The 20,655-nt window shown below is 74.7% G+C and carries 22 protein-coding genes, 3 tRNA genes and 1 other RNA gene; 10 read left to right on the forward strand and 16 right to left on the reverse strand.

What is annotated here, in order from left to right; translation table 11 throughout:
* The first annotated feature begins 80 nt into the window (after positions 1–80).
* Positions 81–500, forward strand: a complete 420-nt coding sequence (locus tag AS188_RS12010) for a globin (protein ID WP_058859909.1) — start codon at positions 81–83, stop codon at positions 498–500.
* Positions 501–536: 36 nt separating this feature from the next.
* Here AS188_RS12010 and AS188_RS12015 read toward each other — a convergent pair whose 3' ends face one another.
* Positions 537–1,205, reverse strand: a complete 669-nt coding sequence (locus AS188_RS12015) for a DUF8185 domain-containing protein (protein WP_058859052.1) — start codon at positions 1,203–1,205, stop codon at positions 537–539.
* A 5-nt stretch (positions 1,206–1,210) separates the two neighbouring features.
* Complete coding sequence (locus AS188_RS12020; RefSeq protein WP_058859053.1) at positions 1,211–1,777, reverse strand: acyl-CoA thioesterase; 567 nt, start codon at positions 1,775–1,777, stop codon at positions 1,211–1,213.
* A gap of 167 nt (positions 1,778–1,944) precedes the next feature.
* Between AS188_RS12020 and AS188_RS12025 the strand changes: the two genes are divergently transcribed.
* Complete coding sequence (locus tag AS188_RS12025) at positions 1,945–2,835, forward strand: acyl-CoA thioesterase (protein ID WP_058859054.1); 891 nt, start codon at positions 1,945–1,947, stop codon at positions 2,833–2,835.
* Between the two features lie 284 nt (positions 2,836–3,119).
* On the opposite strand, the gene ettA is transcribed toward AS188_RS12025, so the two are convergent.
* The 5 genes from ettA to mptB form a co-directional block, all read right to left on the reverse strand.
* Positions 3,120–4,802: an energy-dependent translational throttle protein EttA gene (gene ettA / locus AS188_RS12030; protein WP_058859055.1), complete on the reverse strand. Its 1,683-nt coding sequence runs from the start codon at positions 4,800–4,802 to the stop codon at positions 3,120–3,122.
* An 89-nt stretch (positions 4,803–4,891) separates the two neighbouring features.
* Complete coding sequence (locus AS188_RS12035; RefSeq protein ID WP_058859056.1) at positions 4,892–5,404, reverse strand: single-stranded DNA-binding protein; 513 nt, start codon at positions 5,402–5,404, stop codon at positions 4,892–4,894.
* A gap of 244 nt (positions 5,405–5,648) precedes the next feature.
* On the reverse strand, positions 5,649–5,879 hold the full coding sequence (locus AS188_RS12040; protein WP_058859057.1) for a hypothetical protein: 231 nt from the start codon (positions 5,877–5,879) through the stop codon (positions 5,649–5,651).
* A 329-nt stretch (positions 5,880–6,208) separates the two neighbouring features.
* Positions 6,209–6,284, reverse strand: a tRNA-Arg gene (locus AS188_RS12045).
* 91 nt (positions 6,285–6,375) lie between these two features.
* On the reverse strand, positions 6,376–7,941 hold the full coding sequence (gene mptB, locus AS188_RS12050; RefSeq protein WP_058859058.1) for a polyprenol phosphomannose-dependent alpha 1,6 mannosyltransferase MptB: 1,566 nt from the start codon (positions 7,939–7,941) through the stop codon (positions 6,376–6,378).
* A 353-nt stretch (positions 7,942–8,294) separates the two neighbouring features.
* Here mptB and orn point away from each other — a divergent pair, with 353 nt between their 5' ends.
* The 3 genes from orn to def all read left to right on the forward strand — a co-directional run bounded on the left by orn (position 8,295) and on the right by def (position 9,794).
* The gene (gene orn / locus AS188_RS12055; protein WP_058859910.1) at positions 8,295–8,897 is read left to right on the forward strand and encodes an oligoribonuclease; all 603 of its coding nucleotides are present in this window, start codon (positions 8,295–8,297) and stop codon (positions 8,895–8,897) included.
* Positions 8,898–9,051: 154 nt separating this feature from the next.
* Positions 9,052–9,124, forward strand: a tRNA-His gene (locus AS188_RS12060).
* 97 nt (positions 9,125–9,221) lie between these two features.
* Entirely contained in the window at positions 9,222–9,794 is a 573-nt protein-coding gene (gene def, locus AS188_RS12065) for a peptide deformylase (RefSeq protein WP_058859059.1), read from the forward strand.
* A gap of 61 nt (positions 9,795–9,855) precedes the next feature.
* Here def and AS188_RS12070 read toward each other — a convergent pair whose 3' ends face one another.
* Both AS188_RS12070 and AS188_RS12075 read right to left on the reverse strand, forming a co-directional pair.
* Entirely contained in the window at positions 9,856–10,629 is a 774-nt protein-coding gene (locus AS188_RS12070; RefSeq protein WP_058859060.1) for a YaaA family protein, read from the reverse strand.
* 126 nt (positions 10,630–10,755) lie between these two features.
* Complete coding sequence (locus AS188_RS12075) at positions 10,756–11,352, reverse strand: LysE/ArgO family amino acid transporter (protein ID WP_058859061.1); 597 nt, start codon at positions 11,350–11,352, stop codon at positions 10,756–10,758.
* A 71-nt stretch (positions 11,353–11,423) separates the two neighbouring features.
* On the opposite strand from AS188_RS12075, the gene AS188_RS12080 reads away from it, so the two are divergent.
* Positions 11,424–12,341 (forward strand): LysR family transcriptional regulator ArgP, encoded by a 918-nt coding sequence (locus AS188_RS12080; protein ID WP_058859062.1) that lies wholly within the window; start codon positions 11,424–11,426, stop codon positions 12,339–12,341.
* Positions 12,342–12,354: 13 nt separating this feature from the next.
* Positions 12,355–12,737: RNase P RNA component class A (rnpB, locus tag AS188_RS15665), an RNA gene on the forward strand.
* A gap of 36 nt (positions 12,738–12,773) precedes the next feature.
* Here the strand turns inward: rnpB and AS188_RS12085 are convergent.
* Positions 12,774–13,508 carry a zinc ribbon domain-containing protein gene (locus AS188_RS12085; protein ID WP_058859063.1) on the reverse strand — a complete coding sequence of 245 codons (735 nt, stop codon included), beginning with the start codon at positions 13,506–13,508 and terminating at the stop codon, positions 12,774–12,776.
* Positions 13,505–14,398 (reverse strand): Nif3-like dinuclear metal center hexameric protein, encoded by an 894-nt coding sequence (locus AS188_RS12090; RefSeq protein WP_058859064.1) that lies wholly within the window; start codon positions 14,396–14,398, stop codon positions 13,505–13,507. Before AS188_RS12090 ends, AS188_RS12085 begins: the two co-directional genes overlap by 4 nt.
* Before the next feature lie 75 nt (positions 14,399–14,473).
* On the opposite strand from AS188_RS12090, the gene msrA reads away from it, so the two are divergent.
* The 3 genes from msrA to epsC all read left to right on the forward strand — a co-directional run bounded on the left by msrA (position 14,474) and on the right by epsC (position 16,875).
* A complete protein-coding gene (msrA, locus tag AS188_RS12095) occupies positions 14,474–15,061 on the forward strand; it encodes a peptide-methionine (S)-S-oxide reductase MsrA (RefSeq protein WP_083529432.1) in 588 nt (195 codons plus the stop codon).
* A gap of 134 nt (positions 15,062–15,195) precedes the next feature.
* Positions 15,196–16,131, forward strand: coding sequence for a cysteine synthase A (gene cysK / locus AS188_RS12100; RefSeq protein WP_058859065.1), 936 nt, complete (start codon positions 15,196–15,198; stop codon positions 16,129–16,131).
* A gap of 159 nt (positions 16,132–16,290) precedes the next feature.
* A complete protein-coding gene (gene epsC, locus AS188_RS12105) occupies positions 16,291–16,875 on the forward strand; it encodes a serine O-acetyltransferase EpsC (protein WP_058859066.1) in 585 nt (194 codons plus the stop codon).
* A gap of 109 nt (positions 16,876–16,984) precedes the next feature.
* On the opposite strand, the gene gndA is transcribed toward epsC, so the two are convergent.
* From gndA to AS188_RS12130, 5 genes are all read right to left on the reverse strand, one after another.
* A complete protein-coding gene (gndA, locus tag AS188_RS12110) occupies positions 16,985–18,445 on the reverse strand; it encodes an NADP-dependent phosphogluconate dehydrogenase (RefSeq protein ID WP_373865647.1) in 1,461 nt (486 codons plus the stop codon).
* A gap of 49 nt (positions 18,446–18,494) precedes the next feature.
* Positions 18,495–18,567 (reverse strand) — tRNA-Val (locus AS188_RS12115).
* Between the two features lie 119 nt (positions 18,568–18,686).
* The gene (locus AS188_RS12120; RefSeq protein ID WP_058859067.1) at positions 18,687–19,589 is read right to left on the reverse strand and encodes an NAD-dependent protein deacetylase; all 903 of its coding nucleotides are present in this window, start codon (positions 19,587–19,589) and stop codon (positions 18,687–18,689) included.
* An 18-nt stretch (positions 19,590–19,607) separates the two neighbouring features.
* Positions 19,608–20,066: a peroxiredoxin gene (locus AS188_RS12125; protein WP_058859068.1), complete on the reverse strand. Its 459-nt coding sequence runs from the start codon at positions 20,064–20,066 to the stop codon at positions 19,608–19,610.
* Positions 20,067–20,124: 58 nt separating this feature from the next.
* A complete protein-coding gene (locus AS188_RS12130) occupies positions 20,125–20,541 on the reverse strand; it encodes a DUF3052 domain-containing protein (protein WP_058859069.1) in 417 nt (138 codons plus the stop codon).
* Positions 20,542–20,655 lie beyond the last annotated feature (114 nt).

A 20,655-nucleotide genomic window follows, 5' to 3' on the forward strand; every position in this document is an offset into this window, starting at 1 on the left:
CGACGAATCCCGAGGCGGCCGCTCCGGCCGGGGCCCGCTCCTTCGCGGTGGGCGTGCCGCTCTCGCAGGTGCGCCGCCCGGTGCCGCAGGTCGGCGACGGCCGGGAGCAGGCCGAGGCGGGTGCGGCGTCGTCGTTCTACGACCAGGTCGGCGGGCACGAGACGTTCGCGAAGCTCGTCCACGAGTTCTACGCGCGGGTCGCGGCCGACGAGCGCTTCCGGGCGCTGTACCCGGAGGAGGACCTGGGCCCCGCCGAGGAGCGGCTGCGGATGTTCCTCGAGCAGTACTGGGGCGGGCCGACCACCTACTCCGAGCAGCGCGGCCACCCCCGGCTGCGGATGCGGCACATGCCCTTCCCCGTGGACACGTGGGCCCGGGACACGTGGCTGGCGCACATGCGGGCGGCCCTGGACACCCTCGAGCTCTCCCCGCTGCACGACGGGATCCTGTGGGACTACCTCGACCGGGCGGCCCACGCGATGATCAACCGGCCCGGCTGAGCGGGCCGCGCCCGGCCGCGGCTCGGTGCGGTCCGCTCAGCGGCGGGCGAGCACGTGCCCGCCGGGGGCGCTCAGGCGCACCCAGCGCCCGTGCTCGGCGACCGCGACCGGCGCGCCCGGGGGCACGAAGCCCAGCGACCAAGCGGCGAAGGCCGCGCCCTCGGGCACGGGCCCGCCCGTGAGGGCCGCCTCCAGCGGCGCGGCCCAGGAGGCGGGGCGGCCCCAGACCCGGGCGCGCACGGCGTCGACGACGGCGCCCCCGGCGTCCTGCGGGACGGCCCGGGCGACCTCGGCGACGCCCTCCCGGGCGGCGGCGCGCACGGCGTCGCCGGGCAGCCGGCCGACGGGGGTCCAGCCCCCGAGCGGCGGGGCGATCCCGGCCCAGGAGACGCCGGCGTCCACGGGCGGCAGCCCGACCTCGGTCGTGCCCGCCTCCTGGCGGGGGAGCCGGTCGAGGACCCCGCCCAGGGGCACCGTCACGTCGAGCTCGAGCTCCTCGGCCAGGGCCACAGCCCGCAGGCCGAGCACCGTGGGGGTGCGGTCCAGCAGCCCGCGGGGCTCGAGCACGCACACGGTCGCGCCCAGCGCCCGGCCCCGGGCCTGGAAGCGGACGGCCCCCTGCGGGTCGACGCCGCGGGCGCGGGTGAGGAAGGTGCGCAGGTCGGCGACGTCGCGCGGGTCGGTCAGCGGCAGCGAGCGCCCCACGGGCCTCACTCCCCCGCCGGGGCGGGCCGGCGGGCGAAGCGGGTGGGCTCGTCGGCCCACCGCGCGAGGGCCGCGCGCTGGGCGGCGTCCAGGCGCGAGGGCCGCCCCGAGGACCGCTCGATCTGCACGACGACGGTCTGGGCCACGGCGTAGACCCGCGAGCCGTCCTCCTCCTGCACGGCGTAGTCGAGCACGAAGCTCGACCCGCCGACCGCGGAGACCCACACCCGCACGAACACCGGCTCGGCCCGCCACAGCAGCTGCTCGGTGTACTCGGCCTCCTGGCGGCCGATCACGGTCAGCCGCTCCCCCACCAGGTCGCGGAAGGACAGCTGCCCCGTCCCGTCGGCGGCCGGCTCGTCCGGCGCGGGTCCGTCCTGCGCGGTGCCGGGTCCGTCCTGCGCGGTACCGGATCCGGCGGCCGCGGCAGGACCGGCGTCTGACGGCAGGGGCAGGCGCATGAGCCGCACGCGGGCGTCCTCGAGGTACTGGAGCATGGTGACGTTGTTGACGTGGCCGTAGCTGTCGATGTCGCCGAAGCGCATCTGGACGGGGATCAGCAGGGAGGGCATGGTCCCATCCCATCACATCCGGTCCGGCCGTCCCGTGCCGCAGGGCCGCCCGTCCCGCATGCCGCGGGCCCCGCCGCAGCCGGCCCGGGACGCCCCGCGGCCCGGGACGCCCCGCGGCGCGGGGCGTCCGACCGGGCGGGCGGGGGCGCTGGACTAGGGTTGACGCCATGACCTACAGCGCGATCGACGACCCGACGCAGGCCCTGGTGGAGATGCTCGACCTGGCGGACGGGGGCGGTGCCCGCACCCTGGAGGACATCTTCGTGGGCCACACGGTGATGAGTCCCCGCTCCCGCGTCTACGGTGGGCAGGTGCTGGCCCAGGCGACCACCGCGGCGATGCGCACGGTCGACGAGGAGCGCGTCGTGCACTCCCTGCACGCCTACTTCCTGCGCCCCGGGGACGTGTCCGAGCCGATCACCTTCGGCGTGGAGCGCATCCGCGACGGCCGCTCCTTCTCGGCCCGGCGCGTGCACGCCTACCAGCGCGGCAGGGCGATCCTCTCGGCGATCGCCTCCTTCCAGGTCCCCGCCGCGGGGCTGGAGCACCAGGACGAGGCCCCGCGCGGGATGCCCGACCCCGAGTCGCTGCCCAGCGCCCGGGAGCTGCTGGGCCACATCGACGCCCCCGAGGCCCGTGCCGTGGCCTACGAGCGGCCCTTCGACATCCGCTACATCACCGAGCCGATCTACTTCCGCCCCGACCGGAGCGGGGAGCCCTACAACGCGGTGTGGATCAAGACGCTCAAGCCGCTGCCCGACGACCCGGACGTGCACCGGGCGGCCCTCGCCTACGCCAGCGACTACACCCTGCTGGAGCCGGTGCTGCGCCTGCACGGGAAGACGTGGGTGGAGCCGGGGATGAACATCGCCTCCCTCGACCACGCCATGTGGTGGCACCGCCAGGCCCGGGCCGACGAGTGGGTGCTCTACGTCCAGTCCTCCCCGAACGCCTCCTCGGCCCGCGGCCTCGGCGTGGGGCGGATGTTCACCCGCGACGGCGTGCTCATCGCCACGACCGCCCAGGAGGGCATGCTGCGGTTCCCCGAGTTCTCCTGAGGCGGGACCCGGTCCCGCCGTCCGGCGGGGACCGCGCCGGCCGCGGCCCGCCCGCCGGCGCCTGAGCACGTCCGGATCCGCGCACGACGACGTCCATGCTCGCCGGGTTCCGAGCGCGCCCTGATTCGCGCACGACGACGTCCGCGCACGACGGCGTCCGCACACGACCGAGGGCCGGTCCGCGCACGCGCGCGGACCGGCCCTCCGGTGCCGCGGTGGCCGCGGACCCGCCGCGGCCACCGCACCCGGTGCGGCCGCCGGGGCGGACGGCACCGGGCGGCGGGTCAGTCGCGGGTCAGGCGGCGGTGGGTGACCCGGTGCGGGCGGGCGGCGTCGGCCCCGAGGCGCTCGACCTTGTTCGCCTCGTAGGACTCGAAGTTGCCCTCGAACCAGTACCAGCGGTCGGGCTCCTCCTCGGTGCCCTCCCACGCGAGGATGTGGGTGGCGACCCGGTCGAGGAACCACCGGTCGTGGGAGACGACCACGGCGCAGCCCGGGAACTCCAGCAGGGCGTTCTCCAGGGAGGCCAGGGTCTCGACGTCGAGGTCGTTGGTGGGCTCGTCGAGCAGCAGCAGGTTGCCGCCCTGCTTGAGGGTCAGCGCGAGGTTGAGCCGGTTGCGCTCCCCGCCGGAGAGCACCCCGGCCTTCTTCTGCTGGTCCGGGCCCTTGAACCCGAACGCGGAGACGTAGGCGCGGGAGGGCATCTCCACGTTGCCGACGTTGATGTAGTCCAGCCCGTCGGAGACGACCTCCCACAGGGACTTGTTCGGGTCGAGGTTCTCGCGGTTCTGGTCGACGTAGGAGATCTTGACCGAGTCGCCGACCTTCAGCTCGCCGCCGTCGAGGGGCTCCAGGCCCACGATGGTCTTGAACAGGGTGGACTTGCCGACGCCGTTGGGGCCGATCACGCCCACGATCCCGTTGCGCGGCAGCGAGAACGACAGGCCCTTGATCAGGGAGCGGTCCCCGAAGCCCTTCTGCAGGTCCTTGGCCTCGATCACGAGGTTGCCCAGGCGCGGCCCCGGCGGGATCTGGATCTCCTCGAAGTCGAGCTTGCGGGTCTTCTCCGCCTCGGCGGCCATCTCCTCGTAGCGGGCCAGGCGGGCCTTGGACTTCGCCTGGCGGCCCTTGGCGTTGGAGCGCACCCACTCGAGCTCGTCGGCCAGGCGCTTGGCCTGCTTCGCGTCCTTCTTGCCCTGCACCTCCATGCGGGCGCGCTTGGTCTCGAGGTAGGCCGAGTAGTTGCCCTCGTAGCCGTAGAGCCGGCCGCGGTCGACCTCGCAGATCCACTCGGCGACGTGGTCGAGGAAGTACCGGTCGTGGGTGACGGCCATGACGGCGCCGTGGTAGTCCTTCAGGTGCTGCTCGAGCCACAGCACGGACTCGGCGTCCAGGTGGTTGGTGGGCTCGTCCAGCAGCAGCAGGTCCGGCTTCTGCAGCAGCAGCTTGCACAGCGCCACGCGGCGGCGCTCACCGCCGGAGAGCACGGAGACCTCGGCGTCCGGCGGCGGGCAGCGCAGCGCGTCCATCGCCTGCTCGAGCTGGGAGTCGAGGTCCCACGCGTTGGCGGCGTCGATCTCCTCCTGCAGCCGGCCCATCTCCTCCATGAGGGCGTCGAAGTCGGCGTCGGGCTGGGCCATCTCCTCGGAGATCTCGTTGAAGCGGTCGAGCTTGGCCTTGATCTCGCCCACGCCCTCCTCGACGTTGCCGAGGACGGTCTTCTCCTCGTTCAGCGGCGGCTCCTGGAGCAGGATGCCGACGGTGTAGCCGGGGCTCAGGCGGGCCTCTCCGTTGGAGGGCTGGTCGAGGCCGGCCATGATCTTCAGGATCGTGGACTTGCCGGCCCCGTTGGGGCCCACGACGCCGATCTTGGCGCCCGGATAGAACGACATGGTGACGTCGTCCAGGATGACTTTGTCGCCCACGGTCTTGCGGGCCTTGGACATGGTGTAGATGAATTCCGCCATGCCCTCCAGGCTACCCTCCCGGCGCCCGGGCACGGGCGGGCCGCCGGGGTCCGGGCGCCCCGGCGGCCGCCCGGTGCGGGCTCCCCGCCTCAGGCGGGGGCCCGGTCCTCGCCGGCCCCGGCGGGCTGCGCCTCCCGGAGGAGCTCGCCGGTCTCCGGGTCGACGCCCTCGGGCGCCGTCCCTTCTGCCCCGTCCGCCGTGGCGGCGGGGTCGCCGGGCCGCTCGCGCTCCCCGGCCGCGGCGGCGGTGACGGTGCGCTGGAAGCACGCGGTGCCCAGGGCCAGGTCGTGGCCGATCGAGACGGCGTCGACGTCGACCGCGGTGTGCCGGCCGTTCTCGCCGTCCCAGAAGCGGACCTTGAGCCGGCCGACGACCACGACCGGCTGGCCCTTCTTCAGGCTCGCGAGCGCGTTGAGGCCGAGGCCGCGGAAGGCCTGGACCGTCAGCCAGTTGGTGTGCCCGTCGCGCCAGGTGGAGCTCTGGGCGTCGAACCACCGCGGCGTCGAGGCCAGGCGGAAGGTCACGACCACGGTGCCGTCGGGCAGGCTGCGGGACTCGGGGTCGGTGGCCACGTAGCCGCGGACGGTGATCTGCTCGGTCATGGGTGCTCCTTCGGGCGGCGGCCGGACGGCCGGGTCGGGCCCCGGGTGCTCGGGGTCCGCCCAGCCTGACCGTCCCGACCCCGCAGGAGCGCGGGACCGGCGGCGCCTGTGGACGACGACGGCGCCCGGCCCGGCGACCGGGCTCCTGGGGAGCGAGGTCACCGGGCCGGGCGGGCCGCGGCGGGACCGTGGTGGCCGCAGCGGCCGGCGGCCCGCCGTCGTGCCGTGGTGCGGGCCGGGGCCCTCAGGCCACGAGGGCGGGACCGATGTCGATCCCCCCGCCGTCGACGTCGAGCCGGACGCAGTCGCAGCCCAGGGCCCGGCGGGCGAGCTCCTCGACCCGCGCGGGGTCGCAGTCCTCCCCGAGCCGGCTCGCGATGAAGTCGCGGGTGTCGGCCTCGGCCTCCTCGGACGTGTCGTAGTGGAAGTGGCGCGGTCCCCCGCCGACCCATCTGCGCGTGACGATGACGCTCATCCCGATCCCCCAGTGCTCTCGTGCCGGTGCTCGTGCGGCGCGCCCCGCCCGTCCCCCGGCGCGGGCGCCGCCCGGGGGCCGTCCCGCCCGGAACTGAGATGGCGGACCCCCGATGCTGATTAATGTATGCAAATCCACGGGGGTGTGCTGTCCCCTCTTCCGCGCCGGGACACGCTTCCGGGGCCGGCCCGGCGGTGCCCGGTCCCGGCCGGGTGCACCCGGGCCGGGACCGGAGGGGGCCCGGGCCCCGGGCGTCCCCGGGACGGAGCAAGCGCCCCGGACCGGGGTCCGGGGCGCTGCGGGCGGGATCGGGGACGACGTGCATGCTCTGGTGCCCCAGGAGGGAATCGAACCCCCGACCAAGAGATTAGAAGGCTCCTGCTCTGTCCGCTGAGCTACTGGGGCGGGACACCGGGCCGGGCCCGGACGCCGCCGGGAAGTCTATCAACACGGCCCGGCCGGCACGGGTGCGGCACGGGTCCCCGACGACCGCCCGTCAGATGACCGCCTGGGCGGGCGGCGGGGAGTAGCGGCCTCGGAAGAGCCGGCGGGTGGCCGGGTCGATGAACCACAGGTACACCCCGTAGGACAGGGCGACGACGGAGGCGATCAGCCGGCCCGAGCTCAGGTCGAGGTCCAGGTAGGGGAAGACGTCGATCTGGTCGGAGACGGCGTAGACCATGAAGAAGGCGGTGAGGAAGAACAGGATGTCGACCTGCCAGTCGCTGCGGATGCCGGTGACGGCGAACAGGGGGATCAGCCACACCACGTACCAGGCCTGGATCATCGGGGACAGCAGCACGATCGTCGCGAAGGCCCAGGCGAGCCGGCGCACGAGCTTCTCGTCGCGGCCGCGGAACATCAGCCAGAGGATCACGGGGACCGCGAGCGCCTGGAAGAACGTGTGCACGGTGTCTCGCCACTGCCCGGAGTCGGCGCCGATCGTCGCGGCGAAGGACGCGGCGAGGCTGCCGAGGAAGCCGACGGGGGCGTACCAGATCCACACCGAGCCGGGGGTGGACATCGCCGCGACCCAGCCGAAGCCGAAGCCGTTGACCAGGCCCATCAGCCCGAGCAGCGCCACGGACAGGGCGAGGGTGAGCGCCCAGATCACGAAGCGCCGCGGCCAGGACGCCCCGCGCCCGGCCCAGAGCAGGCCGATGAAGGGCAGGAGGACGAGGGTGATGGGCTTGATCGCCACGGAGAGGGTCACCAGGACCGTCCCGGCGACCCCGCCCTTCCAGGTGCGGTGCGCCGCGGCGACGTAGGTGCCGGCGAGGGCCAGGGCGATCATGATCGCGTCGTTGTGCACGGCCACCACGAAGTTCGTGAGGAACAGGGGGTTGGCCACGCTCAGCCACAGCGCGCGGGCGGGGTTGATCCCGTGCAGGCGGGCCAGCCGCGGGATCAGCCACATGCACGCGAGCACGGCGAGCACGCACAGGGCCCGGAACAGCAGCACGGCGGCGTCGGGGTCCGCCCCCGTGACGGCCACGACGAACTGCTCGATCCACAGGAACAGCGGCCCGTACGGGGGCGGGGACTCCGACCACATCTGGTCGGCGCCGAGCTGGAAGAAGTTGTCGATGGTGGACACGCCGTGCTCGTAGGGGTTGAGCCCGCTCTCCATCACGCGGCCCTGGCCGATGTAGGAGTAGACGTCGCGGCTGAACAGCGGCACGGCCACCAGCATGGGCGCCGTCCAGGCCGCGATGGCGGCGAGCACCCACCGGCCCGACCCGGGCCCCCACCGGTTGAGCTTCTGCCCGAGCCGCAGCCACTCGCGCACCAGCAGCATCCCGCCCACGGCCACGAGCAGGATGGAGGCGATCACCCCCGTGGTCGTGTAGCGCATGGCGATGATCAGCGGCTCCTGGCGCAGCGGCGACACGGAGGCCAGCCAGCCGACGCCGAGGGAGCCGGCGAGGAGCATCAGGGAGCCGACGGCGCCCATCACGACGGTGCGCAGCGGCGAGCCGGAGACGTACTGGGAGCCGCCGGGCAGGGCGAGCGGGGTCCGCTCGCCCGCTGCGGCCGGGCCGGTCCTCGAGGTGGTGCGCACTGCTCTCCCAGTCGTGCCCGTCCGGTGCCGAGGGGTGCCGCGGCCGGGCGGAGCGCGGACCCGAGGTCCTCCCGATCCTATCCCCGCCCCCCGGGCGGCACCCGCCGACGGGCCCGGACGGCACCCGCGGGCCCCGACGGGTCCGGACGGGCACTCGGGGGCGCCCCGGGGCGTGCGTGCGCCCCCGCCCCGGACCGGGACGGTCCGTCCGGGCGACCGGGACCGCCCGCCCGGGCGCCCCGCCCGACGCCCCGGGGCGGCGCGCACGATAGATTGGCGGGGTGGCTACGACGAACGGACGCGCGAACACCAACGGACGCCCCAACGGGCGGATCGTGTGGATCGACTGCGAGATGACGGGACTGTCCCTGGAGCACGACGCCCTCATCGAGGTCGCCGCCCTGGTGACAGACGACGAGCTCAACGTGCTGGGCGAGGGGGTCGACGTCGTCGTCCGCCCCGACGAGGCGGCGCTCGCGCAGATGGGCGAGTTCGTGCGCGGCATGCACACCGCCTCCGGGCTGCTCGAGGAGCTGCCCCGCGGCGTGAGCATGGCCGAGGCCCAGGAGCAGGTCCTGGCCTACCTCCGCCAGTGGGTGCCGGAGCCCGGGAAGGCCCCGCTGGGCGGGAACTCCGTGGGCACGGACCGGACGTTCCTGGTCCGCGACATGCCGGAGGTCGTGGCGCACTTGCACTACCGGGTGATCGACGTCTCCACCATCAAGGAGCTCGCCCGCCGCTGGTACCCGCGCGCCTACTTCCAGGCCCCCGCCAAGACCGGCAACCACCGCGCCCTGGGCGACATCCGCGACTCGATCGACGAGCTGCGCTACTACCGCCGGGCCGTCTTCGCCGCCGACCCGGGGCCGGACTCCGAGACCGCCCGGGCGATCTCCGCCGAGATCACCGCCTCGCGCACGGGCGCCGAGCCCGCGGCGGAGACCCCCGAGGCCTGAGGCCCCGACGCCCGGCAGGGACCCCCGGGCCGCGTCCCCGCGCCGGTCCCCGGCCGGGAGCGGATCCCGGGCCCGTCCGGTGCGGAGCACCGCCGGCGATGGGGTACACTCGTAGGCGTTGCCCAGCGGAACGCGCTTCCGCGGGGTGTCCATGGTGGGCGTAGCTCAGTCGGCAGAGCGCCTGGTTGTGGTCCAGGAGGTCGCGGGTTCAACCCCCGTCGCTCACCCTTCGCGCGAAAGGCCGCCCCGGGGTCCCCGGGGCGGCCTTTCGTCGTCGTCCGTCCCCGTCCCCCGCGCCGCCGGCGCGGTGAGAGGAAGACCGCCGTGGCCGTCCGTCCCGTGGTGATCACCGGAACCCCCGTCCTGCACCGTCCCGCCGCCCGGGTCACCGCGTTCGACGACGAGCTGCGCGCCCTGGTCGAGGACATGTACGAGACGATGGACGCCGCCCACGGCGTGGGCCTGGCGGCCCCGCAGATCGGCGTGGGCCTGCGGATCTTCACCTACGCCTTCCGCAACGACGACGGCGTCCCCCCGCGCGGCGTCCTGGTCAACCCGGTCCTGACCCTGGGGAAGGTCTCGCAGGAGGCCCCCGACCCGGACGAGGAGGCCGAGGGCTGCCTGTCCGTGCCCGGGCACAGCTGGCCGCTCAAGCGCGCCGACTGGGTGCGGGTGGCCGGCTTCGACGCCGGGGGCCGCCCCGTGGACTTCGAGGCCAACGGGTGGTTCGCCCGCGTCATGCAGCACGAGTACGACCACCTCGACGGCAAGCTCTACGTCGACCGGCTCAACGACAAGTGGGGCCGCAGGGCGCGCAGGGCGGTCAAGGCCGAGGGCTGGGGCCACGGCGGGAGCAGCTGGCTGCCGGGCGTCGACGAGGACCCCTTCGGCCACTGACCCGCACCACCGGGGCGGGGCCGCTCCCGTCCGCGGAGGCGGCCCGCGCCCGGAACGGGGCTCAGTCCTCGGTGCGCACCACCACGAGCTCCCCGGCGGAGCGGGCCGTCGGCCCGGTGAGCTCGGCGTCCCAGCGCTCGCGGGCGGCCGCGAGCAGCTCCTGCGGCGACCGCGCCGGACGCCCCGCGGCGGCGCGCTCGACGAGGTGGCGGGCGAGCAGCCCGCGGGTGTGCTTGGCCATGTGCGAGACCACCGTCCGCTTCCCGTCCCGTTCCCGGACGACCTTCACCGCCACCGTCCGCTCCCGGGGACCGCGCCAGGCCGCGGCGTAGGCCGCCGACCGGCAGTCGACCACGACCCCGTCCCCGGCCGCCGGGCCCAGGACGGCGGGCAGGTGGCGCTTCCAGTGGGCGGCGAGCCGGCCCAGTCCGGGCAGCTGCGTGCCCATGGACAGCCGGTAGGCGGGGATCCGGTCGGCGGGCCGCACCGCGCCCCACAGCGCCGAGACGACGACGAGCGAGGCCTCCGCCGCCGCCCGCTGCGCGGGGGTGAGCCCCGCGGGGTCGAGGGCGTCGTAGAGCACGCCGGTGTAGACCTCCAGGGCCGGTGCGGCCGGTTCCTGCGCCAGCCGGGTGTTGCGCTCCACCTCGGGGCGCAGCCGCTCCCCCACCCCCAGGACCTCGAGGGCGTCGGCCCGGGCGCTCGCCCGCTCCAGGTGCGCGAGGACCTCGCGGCGGGCGGCCCCCAGCTCGGGGAAGGACAGGGTGTCCGGGCCGGCGGGGGCGCCGGCGGCGGGGGCGGTCTTGGTCTCGGAGGGCGGCAGCAGGATCAGCACCGCAGCAGTCTAGTGCGCCGGCCCGGGCCCCGCCGTGCCCGCCCGGGGCCGTCCCGGATCCGCCGGAACGCCGTCCCGGACCGGGGACCCGCAGCACCGCACGCCCGCGGGCGCCGGACTCCCGGCTCAGCCCCGGACCAGGCCCACGGCCAGGACGAGCATGACCACCCCGACGCCCAGGTCGACCGCCCGCCACGTCCGGGGGCTGTCCAGCACGCCCGACAGCGCGCGGGCACCCCAGCCCAGGGCGGAGAACCACACGAGGCTGCCCGTCACGGCGCCGGCGGCGAAGACCCAGCGCCCGCCCGCGCCCTCCTGGTTGGCGAGACCCCCGAGCAGCACCACGGTGTCCAGGTAGACGTGGGGGTTCAGCCAGGTCAGCGCGAGCGTCGTGGCCACGACCGTCCCGCGCGAGCGCGGCGCCTGCGCGGCCGGCGCCGCCGGCCGCAGCGCCGAGGCGAAGGAGCGCGCCGCCCACCAGGCCAGGTAGGCCGCCCCGCCCCAGCGCAGCACCTCCAGGGCCGTCGGGAACCGGACCACGAGCGCGCCGATCCCGGCCGTGCCGCCGAGGATGAGCACGGCGTCGCTCGCCGCGCACAGGGCCACCACCACGCCCACGTGCTCGCGCCGGACGCCCTGGCGCAGCACGAACGCGTTCTGCGCCCCGATCGCGACGATCAGCGCCAGCCCGGTCACGAGGCCCGTGCCCCAGATGCTCCACATGCCGTCGAACGCTAGTGTCGCGGCGCGGTGCAGACAAACGAAGGATCCTGAGCCTTCATTAGACTTTCTTCATGCACCTCGAGCACCTGCGCGCCCTGACCGCCGTCGTCGACGAGGAGTCCTTCGAGGCGGCCGCCGACCTGCTCCGGATCTCGCCCTCGGCCGTGAGCCAGCGGATCAAGGCCCTCGAGGCCTCCGTGGGACAGGTCGTGGTGCGCCGCGGCAGCCCCTGCACCCCCACGGAGGCCGGCGCCGTGCTGCTGCGCACGGCCCGGCAGGTGCAGCTGCTCGAGGCCGAGGCCCGGCACGCCCTCGGTCTGGGCGCGGCCGACCGGACGGTCACGCCGGTGGCCGTCAACGCCGACTCCCTCGCCACCTGGTTCGTGCCCGTCCTGGCCGAGGCGGCCGGCTGGGCGGACACGGTCCTGGACCTGCGGGTGGAGGACCAGGACCACAGCAGCCGGCTGCTGCGCGGCGGGGAGGTCCTCGCGGCCGTGACCTCGGACCCCGCGCCGGTGGGCGGGTGCCGGGTCGAGCCGCTGGGGGCGATGCGCTACCTGCCGGTCGCAGCCCCCGGGCTGCTCCGCCGCTGGGGCGCCGGTCCGGCGGCCGCGACGGGCGCCGCGGGCCTCGACTGGGCCCGCGTCCCCGTGCTGCGCTTCAACGGCAAGGACGACCTGCAGCTGCGCGCCCTGCGCGCCCTGGGACTCGACCGCTCCCCGCCGGCGCACACCGTCCCCTCCTCGGAGGCGTTCCTCGCCGCCGTGCGGGCGGGCCTGGGGTGGGGCATGGTCCCCGAGCTCCAGCTGGGTGCGGAGCTCGCCGACGGCTCCCTGGTCCTGCTCGCGGAGCACGCCCCCGAGGACGTCGTGCTGCACTGGCAGACCTGGACGCTGGCGTCCGGGCGGCTGGACCGGCTCGCCGCGGCCGTGCGGGACGCGGCCCGGCGGCGGCTGCGCCCGGCGCCCGCGGTGCCGTCCGGCGGGTAGACTGGGCGGCGGACAGGCCGGCCGGGTGACCGCGGGCCGCGGCCCCCGGGGCCGCGGCGCGAGGAAAGTCCGGGCTCCGCAGAGCAGGATGGTGGGCAACGCCCACTCGGGGGAACCCGCAGGACAGTGCCACAGAGAACAGACCGCCCGCACCGCCGGTGCGGGTGAGGGTGAAAAGGTGGTGTAAGAGACCACCAGCGCGCCGGGTGACCGGCGCGGCTCGGTAAACCCCATCCGGAGCAAGGTCGGACAGGGTGCGCTCGAGGGCTGCTCGCCCGAGCACCCGGGTGGACCGCTCGAGCCCGCCGGCAACGGCGGGCCTAGATGGATGGTCACCGCCACGGTCCGGGCAACCGGCCGTGCGCACAGAACCCGGCTTACAGGCCGGCCTGTCCCCCGCTCCTCCCGCGTGCCCGTGCGCACCGGCCCGCCTCAGGAGCGGACCAGGATCACCCCGCACTCCGGGCACACGAGCACCTCGTCCGCCGCCGCCGACCGGAACACGGCGGCGTCGGTGGGGCTCAGCGCGCTGCCGCACGACCCGCAGGCCGTGCCGCGCAGCTCCGCGGCCGCGGGCCGCTCGGCCGCCCGGCCGGTGCGGATCCGCTCGTAGCGCCCCACGAGCTCGTCGTGCCCCACCGCGGCCGCGACCTCGGGGCGGCGCGCCGTCAGCTGCGCGCGCTCGGCCACCAGGGCCGCCCCCTCCTCGTCGCGGGCGGCCACCCGCCGCCGGGCCTCGGCGTCGGCCTCCTTCAGCCGCGGCGTCACGGCCGCCCGGTGGGCCAGCGCGTCGTCCATCTCCTGCATGAGCGCGAGCTGCGCGTCCTCCGCCTCGGCGAGCTGCCGGGTGCGGGTGTCGAGCTCGTGCTGCAGCCCCATGAGGTCCTTCGCGGAGCCGCCCTGCTCGAGCCGGGCCCGGTCCGTGTCGATCGAGGCCTGCACCCGCGCCACCTTCTCCTCGGCCGCGGTGAGCCGTTGCGCGACCGCCTGCTCGGCGGCGTCCAGCTCCTTCGCGGCCGCGACCGCCGCGGCCCGCCGCTGCAGGGCGCGGGCGGTCTCCGGGGCCTCCCGCAGCTCCGTGATGCGGGCGGCGATCCGCCGCAGCCGGGCGTCGAGACGCTCGAGCTCCAGGAGGGCTCGCTGCTGCTCGGGGGTGGCGCGGGTCATGCGGTTCCTCCTGCGGTCGGGCCGGGGGTCTCGAGACGGAAGTCCCAGGGATCGGTGCGCCGCGCGGAGACGACCACCTCGACGTCGTGGCCGCGGGCGGCGAGGGCCTCGCGCAGGGCCGCGGCGGCCGCCGGCAGCCACAGCCACTCGCTGGCGAAGTGCGAGAGGTCCACGAGGTGCGGGAGGCCGGAGCCGCCGGGACCCGTGGCGGCCTCGCGGGCCTCGGAGGCGGGGTGGTGGCGCAGGTCGGCGGTGACGTAGACGTCCGCGCCCGCGGCCCGGACCTCGTCGAAGAGCGAGTCCCCGGCGCCGCCGCAGACGGCCACGCGCCGCACGGGCGCGTCCGGGTCGCCGGCCACCCGCACGCCGTGGGCGGTGGCGGGCACGGCCCGCGCCAGCCGCTCGGCCAGCTCCCGCAGCGGGACCGGCTCCGGAAGCTCCCCCACGCGGCCGAGGCCGGCGGCCGGGTCCGCGGGGTGCGGGACCAGCGGCGCCGTCGCCGTCAGCCCCGCCGCCCGGGCGACGGCGTCGGAGACCCCCCCGGGGGCGGAGTCGGCGTTGGTGTGGCAGGTCAGCAGCGCGCAGCGGTTCTCGACGAGCTCGTGGACCACGGCACCCTTGAAGCGGTCGGCGGCCACGGAGGTCACGCCCCGCAGCAGCAGGGGGTGGTGGGTCAGCAGCAGGTCGTGGCCCCCGGACACGGCCTCCGCGACGACCTCGGCCACGGGGTCGACGGCCAGCAGCACGCGGCGCACCGGCTGCTCCGGGCGCCCGGTGACCAGCCCCGAGGCGTCCCACGGCTCCTGCAGGTGCAGCGGCCACAGCTGCTCGACGACCTCCAGGACCTCGGCGAGGGCGGGCGCGGGGGCGGGGGTGCGGGGCGGGCTCATGGGCCCAGTCTAGGGACAGCCCCGCCGGCGGCGACGGGGCGGGAATGCTCCCGGCGCGCCGCTGTTGTACCGGGCATGGCCTTCTCCCCGACCGACGACGACGCCACCGCCCCGACCCCCGTCCGGGAGGGATCCTCCTCCCTCACCTACGTGCTCGCCGGCGGGTGCTTCTGGTGCCTCGACGCGGTGTACCGGGTCACCCGCGGCGTGACCGAGGTGGTCTCCGGCTACACCGGCGGCGCGCAGCCGGACCCCGGGTACTACGCCGTGTGCAGCGGCACCACCGGCCACGCCGAGGCCGTCGCGGTGACCTTCGACCCCGCCGTGGTGCCCTCGGAGGTGATCCTCGACCTCTTCTTCACCGGCCACGACCCCACGACCCTCAACCGCCAGGGCTACGACGTCGGCACCCAGTACCGCTCCGCGATGTTCTTCGCCGACGACGCGCAGCGCGACGTCTTCCGGACCGCGATCGAGCGCGCCCAGGAGCACTGGAGCGACCCCGTGGTCACGACCCTGGAGCCCCTCGGGCCGTTCTGGCCGGCCGAGCCGGAGCACCAGGACTTCTACGCGCGCCAGCCCTGGAACGGCTACTGCCAGGTGATCATCAACCCGAAGCTGGCCAAGGTCCGGAAACGTTACTCCGCGTGGCTTACCGCGTAGTAGCGGTTGCGGCCCGTGGCTAGGCTGAGCTAGGACCGCGCCGCCGGCCCGCCCGCGGCGCCACGAGCACCACCCGTACGAGACCGTCCCCGAGCCCGTCGCACGAGACCGCGGGCAGAAACCGAGGTACCCCCATGGCGAAGATCTACTCCGACGTCACCGAGATCGTGGGCCGCACCCCCCTGGTCCGCCTCAACCGCCTCGACGAGGGCCTGCCGGGCAACGTCGCCGTCAAGCTCGAGTTCTACAACCCGGCCAACTCGGTCAAGGACCGCATCGGCGTGTCCATCATCGAGGCCGCCGAGAAGGCCGGTGCGCTCGAGCCCGGCGGCACGATCGTCGAGGGCACCTCCGGCAACACCGGCATCGCCCTGGCCATGGTCGGCGCGGCCCGCGGCTACAAGGTCATCCTCACGATGCCCGAGACCATGTCCACCGAGCGCCGCGTGATGCTGCGCGCCTACGGCGCCCAGATCGTGCTCACCCCCGGCTCCGAGGGCATGCGCGGGGCCGTGGAGAAGGCCCAGGAGATCGTCGACACCACCGAGAACGCCGTGCTGGCCAGCCAGTTCGCCAACGAGGCCAACCCCGCGGTGCACTACGCGACGACCGGGCCCGAGATCTGGGAGGACACCGACGGCGCCGTCGACGTCTTCGTCTCCGGCGTGGGCACCGGCGGCACCATCACCGGCGCGGGCCGCTACCTGCGCGAGCAGAAGCCGGACGTGCGCCTCGTCGTCGTCGAGCCCGCCGACTCCCCGCTGCTGACCGAGGGCAAGGCCGGGCCCCACAAGATCCAGGGCCTGGGCGCCAACTTCGTGCCCGCGATCCTCGACCGGGAGATCTACGACGACGTCTACGACGTCACCGTGGAGGACTCCGTGCGCACCGCCCGCGAGCTCGGCACCAAGGAGGGCATCCTCGGCGGGATCTCCTCCGGGGCCATCGTCTGGGCCGCCCTCCAGGAGGCCGCGAAGGAGGAGAACCGCGACAAGCTGATCGTCGCGATCGTCTGCGACTTCGGGGAGCGCTACATCTCCACCCTGCTCTACGAGGACATCCGCGGCTGAGCCCGCGAGCCCACGGCCCGCCCGCCCGGGAATAGCGATGCCGCTGTGCGGTGTTGCCCCCGGATGTGGGCGGGCCGTCGGCACGCCCCGGCCCCTCCCGCGGGGCCGCACGCCCGCCCGGCGGGCCGACCACCGACCCCGGAAGAACAGAGGACAGCCGTGAGTTTCTGGAGCAGACTCTCCGAGGACCTGAAGACGGCCCGCACGCACGACCCGGCCGCCCGGTCCGACGTGGAGATCGCGCTCAACTACTCCGGGCTGCACGCCATCTGGGTCCACCGCCTCACCCACCGGCTGTGGCAGCGCCCCGACCGCCGGCTGCTGGCGCGCACCCTGTCCCAGCTCGCCCGCTTCCTCACGGGCGTGGAGATCCACCCCGGCGCCTCGATCGGGCGGCGCTTCTTCATCGACCACGGCATGGGCGTGGTGATCGGCGAGACCGCCGAGATCGGCGACGACGTCATGCTCTACCACGGGGTCACCCTGGGCGGGCGGTCGCTGGCGAAGGTCAAGCGCCACCCGACCGTGGGCGACCGGGTCGTCATCGGCGCCGGCGCGAAGGTGCTGGGCCCCATCGAGATCGGTGCGGACTCCGCGATCGGCGCCAACGCCGTGGTGGTCAAGGACGTGCCCGAGGACTCCATCGTCACCGGGATCCCCGGCAAGGTGCGGCCCCGCACACCCGAGAAGAAGCAGCCCCTCGTGGACCCGTCGACCTACATCGACCCGGCCATGTGGATCTGAGCCGCTGCACCCTCCGGAGCGCGCCGAGGGGCGGCGTCCGGTGGTTCTCCCGCGGGGGGAGCCACAGGACGCCGCCCCTCGTCGTGCGCTGGGCGCGCGCGGGGTGGGCTCAGGCGATGACCTCGGAGCGGTCCCCGGACCACAGGGTGTGGTAGGCCCCGGCGCTGGCGTCGTCGACGCGCCGGTAGGTGTGGGCCCCGAAGTAGTCGCGCAGCCCCTGGGTCAGGGCCGCGTTGAGCCGCGGGCGGCGCAGGGAGTCGTAGTAGGCCAGGGTCGAGGAGAACACCGGGGCCGGGATCCCGCGCTCCACCGCCCGGGCCACCACCCGCCGCCACGCCGGCAGCGCCGCCTCCAGGGCGGTGGTCACCGCCGGGGCGAAGAGCAGGTTCGCCGGGGCGGACTCCCCGGCGTAGGCCTCCATGATCGTCTCCAGCAGCTGGGCGCGGATGATGCACCCCTGCCGCCACAGCGAGGCGATCGCGGCCAGATCCAGCTCCCACCCGTACTCGGCCCCGGCCAGGGTGAGCATGTCCAGCCCCTGGGCATAGGCCACCAGCTTCGAGGCGTAGAGCGCCTGACGCACATCCTCCACGAACCCCGCATCCCCCACCACGTCCTCGGTGGTGGCCCCCACCCCGGCCGGCAACAGGCGCTGGGCCTGGGCGCGCATGGCCGGCTCGGCCGAGGACAGCGCCCGGGCGAAGACCGACTCGGCGATCCCCGTCACCGGGCTGCCCAGGGCCAACGCCTCCTGCACCGTCCAGGTGCCGGTGCCCTTCTGCCCGGCCGCGTCCACGATCACATCGATCAAGGGCTTACCCGTGCGCGCATCGACCTGACCCAGGACCTCGGCGGTGATCTCGATCAGGTACGAGGCCAGCTCCCCGGTGTTCCACTGGCGGAACACTTCCGCCTGCTCCCCCGGCTCCAGCCCGGCCACCGAGCGCAGCAGCTCGTGGGCCTCCCCGATCACCTGCATGTCGGCGTACTCGATGCCGTTGTGCACCATCTTCACGAAGTGCCCCGCCCCGTCCGGACCGATCCACGCACAGCACGGGGCCCCGTCCTCGGCCCTCGCCGCGATCGACTCCAGCATCGGCCCCAACGAGGCATAGGACTCCTGCGGACCCCCCGGCATGATCGAGGGACCCAGCAGCGCCCCCTCCTCCCCGCCGGAGACCCCCACCCCCACGAAGTGCAGCCCGACCGCGGCCAGCGCCGCCTCCCGGCGGCGGGTGTCCTGGAAATACGAGTTGCCCCCGTCGATCACGATGTCCCCCGGGTCCAGCAGCGGCACCAGCGCCTCGATCACCGCATCCACCGGCCCCCCGGCCTTGACCATCACCAGGATCCGCCGCGGGGACTCCAACGCCCCCACCAGCTCCTCCAACGACTCCGTGCGCACGAACGAGCCCTCGTGCCCGTGCTCGGCCAGCAGGGCATCGGTGCGCGCCACCGACCGGTTGTGCAACGCCACCGTGTACCCCTTGCGGGCGAAGTTGCGGGCCAGATTCGCCCCCATCACCGCCAGACCCGTCACACCGATCTGCGCCTTCTTCATCTCAGCCACCATGACACCCACCCTATTCGAGGGCGGGCGGGGCGAAGAACGGGGGCAGTGGGTCCTACCGGGATCGAACCGATGACATCCACGGTGTAAACGTGGCGCTCTACCAGCTGAGCTAAAGACCCTGGACAACCGGGTGGACGGTTTGTGCAACCGCCAGCACCCGGTTCCCGAACAGGCTACTCGACGCTACTCATCGGTAACCGGCGGTTCTCGCGTGACCTTCGCCACGTCCGCGGCCATTCTAGGCGGCTCCGAGGGCGGCTTCGAGGGCGGTGAGGAACTCCCCCGCCCGGGCGTCGATCTTGACCCGTGCCGACCCGTCCGCGCGGGTCCGGCCGTGGTTGGCGATGAGCACGGGCCGCCCGGCGCGCACCGCGTGCCGCACGAAGCGCCGCCCGGAGTTGACCGTGAGGGAGGAGCCGACCACGAGCAGCGCCTCCGCGGCGTCGACCATCCGCAGGGCCCGCAGCACCCGGTGGCGCGGCGCGTTCTCGCCGAAGAAGACGACGTCGGGCTTGAGGATCCCGTCGCAGACCGGGCAGTCGGGCACCCGGAAGCCGGCCGTCTCGGTGATGACGGCGTCGGCGTCCGGGGCGAACTCGATGTCCTCCGGGGAGGAGAGGGAGTCGTAGAACCCGGGGTTGAGCTCGTCGAGGACGTCGGAGAGCACGGCGCGCGGGATGCGGGTGGCGCACTGCAGGCAGCGCACCACGGAGTAGCGCCCGTGCAGGTCGACGACGTTCACCGAGCCCGCCGCCTGGTGCAGGCGGTCGATGTTCTGGGTCACCACGCCCGTGACGACCCCCCGCTCCTCGAGCCGGGCGAGCACGGTGTGGCCCGGGTTCGGGCGGGCCTCGGCGAGGTGGCGCCACCCGTACTGGTTGCGTGCCCAGTAGTGGCTGCGGCGTGCCGGGCTGGAGAGGAAGTCCTGGTAGGTCATCGGCGTGCGCGGCGCGGCGCCCGGGCCCCGGTAGTCGGGGATGCCGGAGTCGGTGCTGATCCCCGCGCCGGTGAGCACCGCGGTGCGGCGCCCGCGCAGCAGGTCCACGGCCGCCGGGAGCCCGGTGCCGAGGTCGGCGGCGTCCGGATCGGGGAACTGGTCGGGGACCTCGGGGCGGCCGTAGCCGGTGCGGAGGGTGCGCATCGGGGGCGTCCTGGCGGCTCAGCCCGCCAGCCGGGCCAGGGCCGCGCGGTAGGACGCGAGCTCCCGCGGGGTGCCGGGCTCGGAGCGGAAGGCGTCGACGACGGTGCCGCCGGCGTCCAGCACGAACGTGGCCCGCTCGGCCATCCCCGAGTCGGCGTCGAACACGCCGTAGCGCTGGGCCACGGCGCCGTGGGGCCAGAAGTCGGAGAGCAGGTCGAAGTCGAAGGACTCCTCGCGGGCGAAGGCCCGCAGCGCGTACTTCGAGTCCGTGGACACCGCGAGCAGGCGCACCCCGGCGTCCTCGAAGACCGACAGGCTGTCCTGCAGCTGGCACAGCTCCCCGGTGCACACGCCGGAGAAGGCGAAGGGGTAGAAGACGAGGGCCACGGGCCGCCCGCGCAGCGCGCTGAGCGTCACGGGCTCGCCGTACTGGTTGTCCAGCGTGAAGTCCGGCGCCGGACTGCCGATCTCGGTCATGCGGGCTCTCCAGGGGTCCGGGAACGGCCCGGCCCGGGAGGGACGGCCGTGGGGCGGCTCAGGTGTTGCGCTTGGGCATCAGGCGGGTGGCGGACCAGTCGGAGCTCACCCGCGCCGTGGTGGTCACGTGCAGGCCGGCGGTCGGGGCCGCGTCGTTGACCTCGGAGGGCGGGACGTGGCCGTCCCGGCCGGCCTTGGGGGTCAGCAGCCACACCACGCCGCCGTCGTCCAGCGTGGTCTGGACGTCGACGAGGGTGTCCACCAGGTCGCCGTCGCCCTCGCGGAACCACAGCAGCACGGCGTCGACGACCTCCTGGTCGTCCTCGTCGAGCAGGTCGCCGCCGACGAGCTCCTCGATCCCCTCCCGGAGGTCGAGGTCGACGTCCTCGTCGTAGCCGAACTCCTGGATGTAGTCGCCATCCTTGAAACCGAGCTGGACTACCGCGTCACCCGCGGCGGTCTGGGCCTCGCTCACTGCTTGCTCCTTCTGGGATCGGGCCGACGGTCGACGACCACGCACTGCGTGCCGGTGCGGGGCTCCGCCCGGACCGGCCCCGCGGGCCGGGCCGGATACCGGCTTCACCCTCCA

Origin of the sequence: Kocuria flava, from assembly GCF_001482365.1 — a bacterium.
Classification (GTDB): Bacteria; Actinomycetota; Actinomycetes; order Actinomycetales; family Micrococcaceae; genus Kocuria; species Kocuria flava.

Bases quoted from the DNA above. Each gene is read 5' to 3' on its own strand.
- AS188_RS12020 (WP_058859053.1), bottom strand. From the start codon at position 1,777: ATGCCCTCCCTGCTGATCCCCGTCCAGATGCGCTTCGGCGACATCGAC.
- AS188_RS12090 (WP_058859064.1), bottom strand. From the start codon at position 14,398: ATGAGCCCGCCCCGCACCCCCGCCCCCGCGCCCGCCCTCGCCGAGGTC.
- AS188_RS12080 (WP_058859062.1), top strand. From the start codon at position 11,424: ATGCACCTCGAGCACCTGCGCGCCCTGACCGCCGTCGTCGACGAGGAG.
- AS188_RS12120 (WP_058859067.1), bottom strand. From the start codon at position 19,589: ATGCGCACCCTCCGCACCGGCTACGGCCGCCCCGAGGTCCCCGACCAG.
- msrA (WP_083529432.1), top strand. From the start codon at position 14,474: ATGGCCTTCTCCCCGACCGACGACGACGCCACCGCCCCGACCCCCGTC.
- AS188_RS12040 (WP_058859057.1), bottom strand. From the start codon at position 5,879: ATGAGCGTCATCGTCACGCGCAGATGGGTCGGCGGGGGACCGCGCCAC.
- ettA (WP_058859055.1), bottom strand. From the start codon at position 4,802: ATGGCGGAATTCATCTACACCATGTCCAAGGCCCGCAAGACCGTGGGC.
- AS188_RS12125 (WP_058859068.1), bottom strand. From the start codon at position 20,066: ATGACCGAGATCGGCAGTCCGGCGCCGGACTTCACGCTGGACAACCAG.
- orn (WP_058859910.1), top strand. From the start codon at position 8,295: ATGACGGGACTGTCCCTGGAGCACGACGCCCTCATCGAGGTCGCCGCC.
- AS188_RS12085 (WP_058859063.1), bottom strand. From the start codon at position 13,508: ATGACCCGCGCCACCCCCGAGCAGCAGCGAGCCCTCCTGGAGCTCGAG.
- AS188_RS12025 (WP_058859054.1), top strand. From the start codon at position 1,945: ATGACCTACAGCGCGATCGACGACCCGACGCAGGCCCTGGTGGAGATG.
- AS188_RS12075 (WP_058859061.1), bottom strand. From the start codon at position 11,352: ATGTGGAGCATCTGGGGCACGGGCCTCGTGACCGGGCTGGCGCTGATC.
- cysK (WP_058859065.1), top strand. From the start codon at position 15,196: ATGGCGAAGATCTACTCCGACGTCACCGAGATCGTGGGCCGCACCCCC.
- AS188_RS12035 (WP_058859056.1), bottom strand. From the start codon at position 5,404: ATGACCGAGCAGATCACCGTCCGCGGCTACGTGGCCACCGACCCCGAG.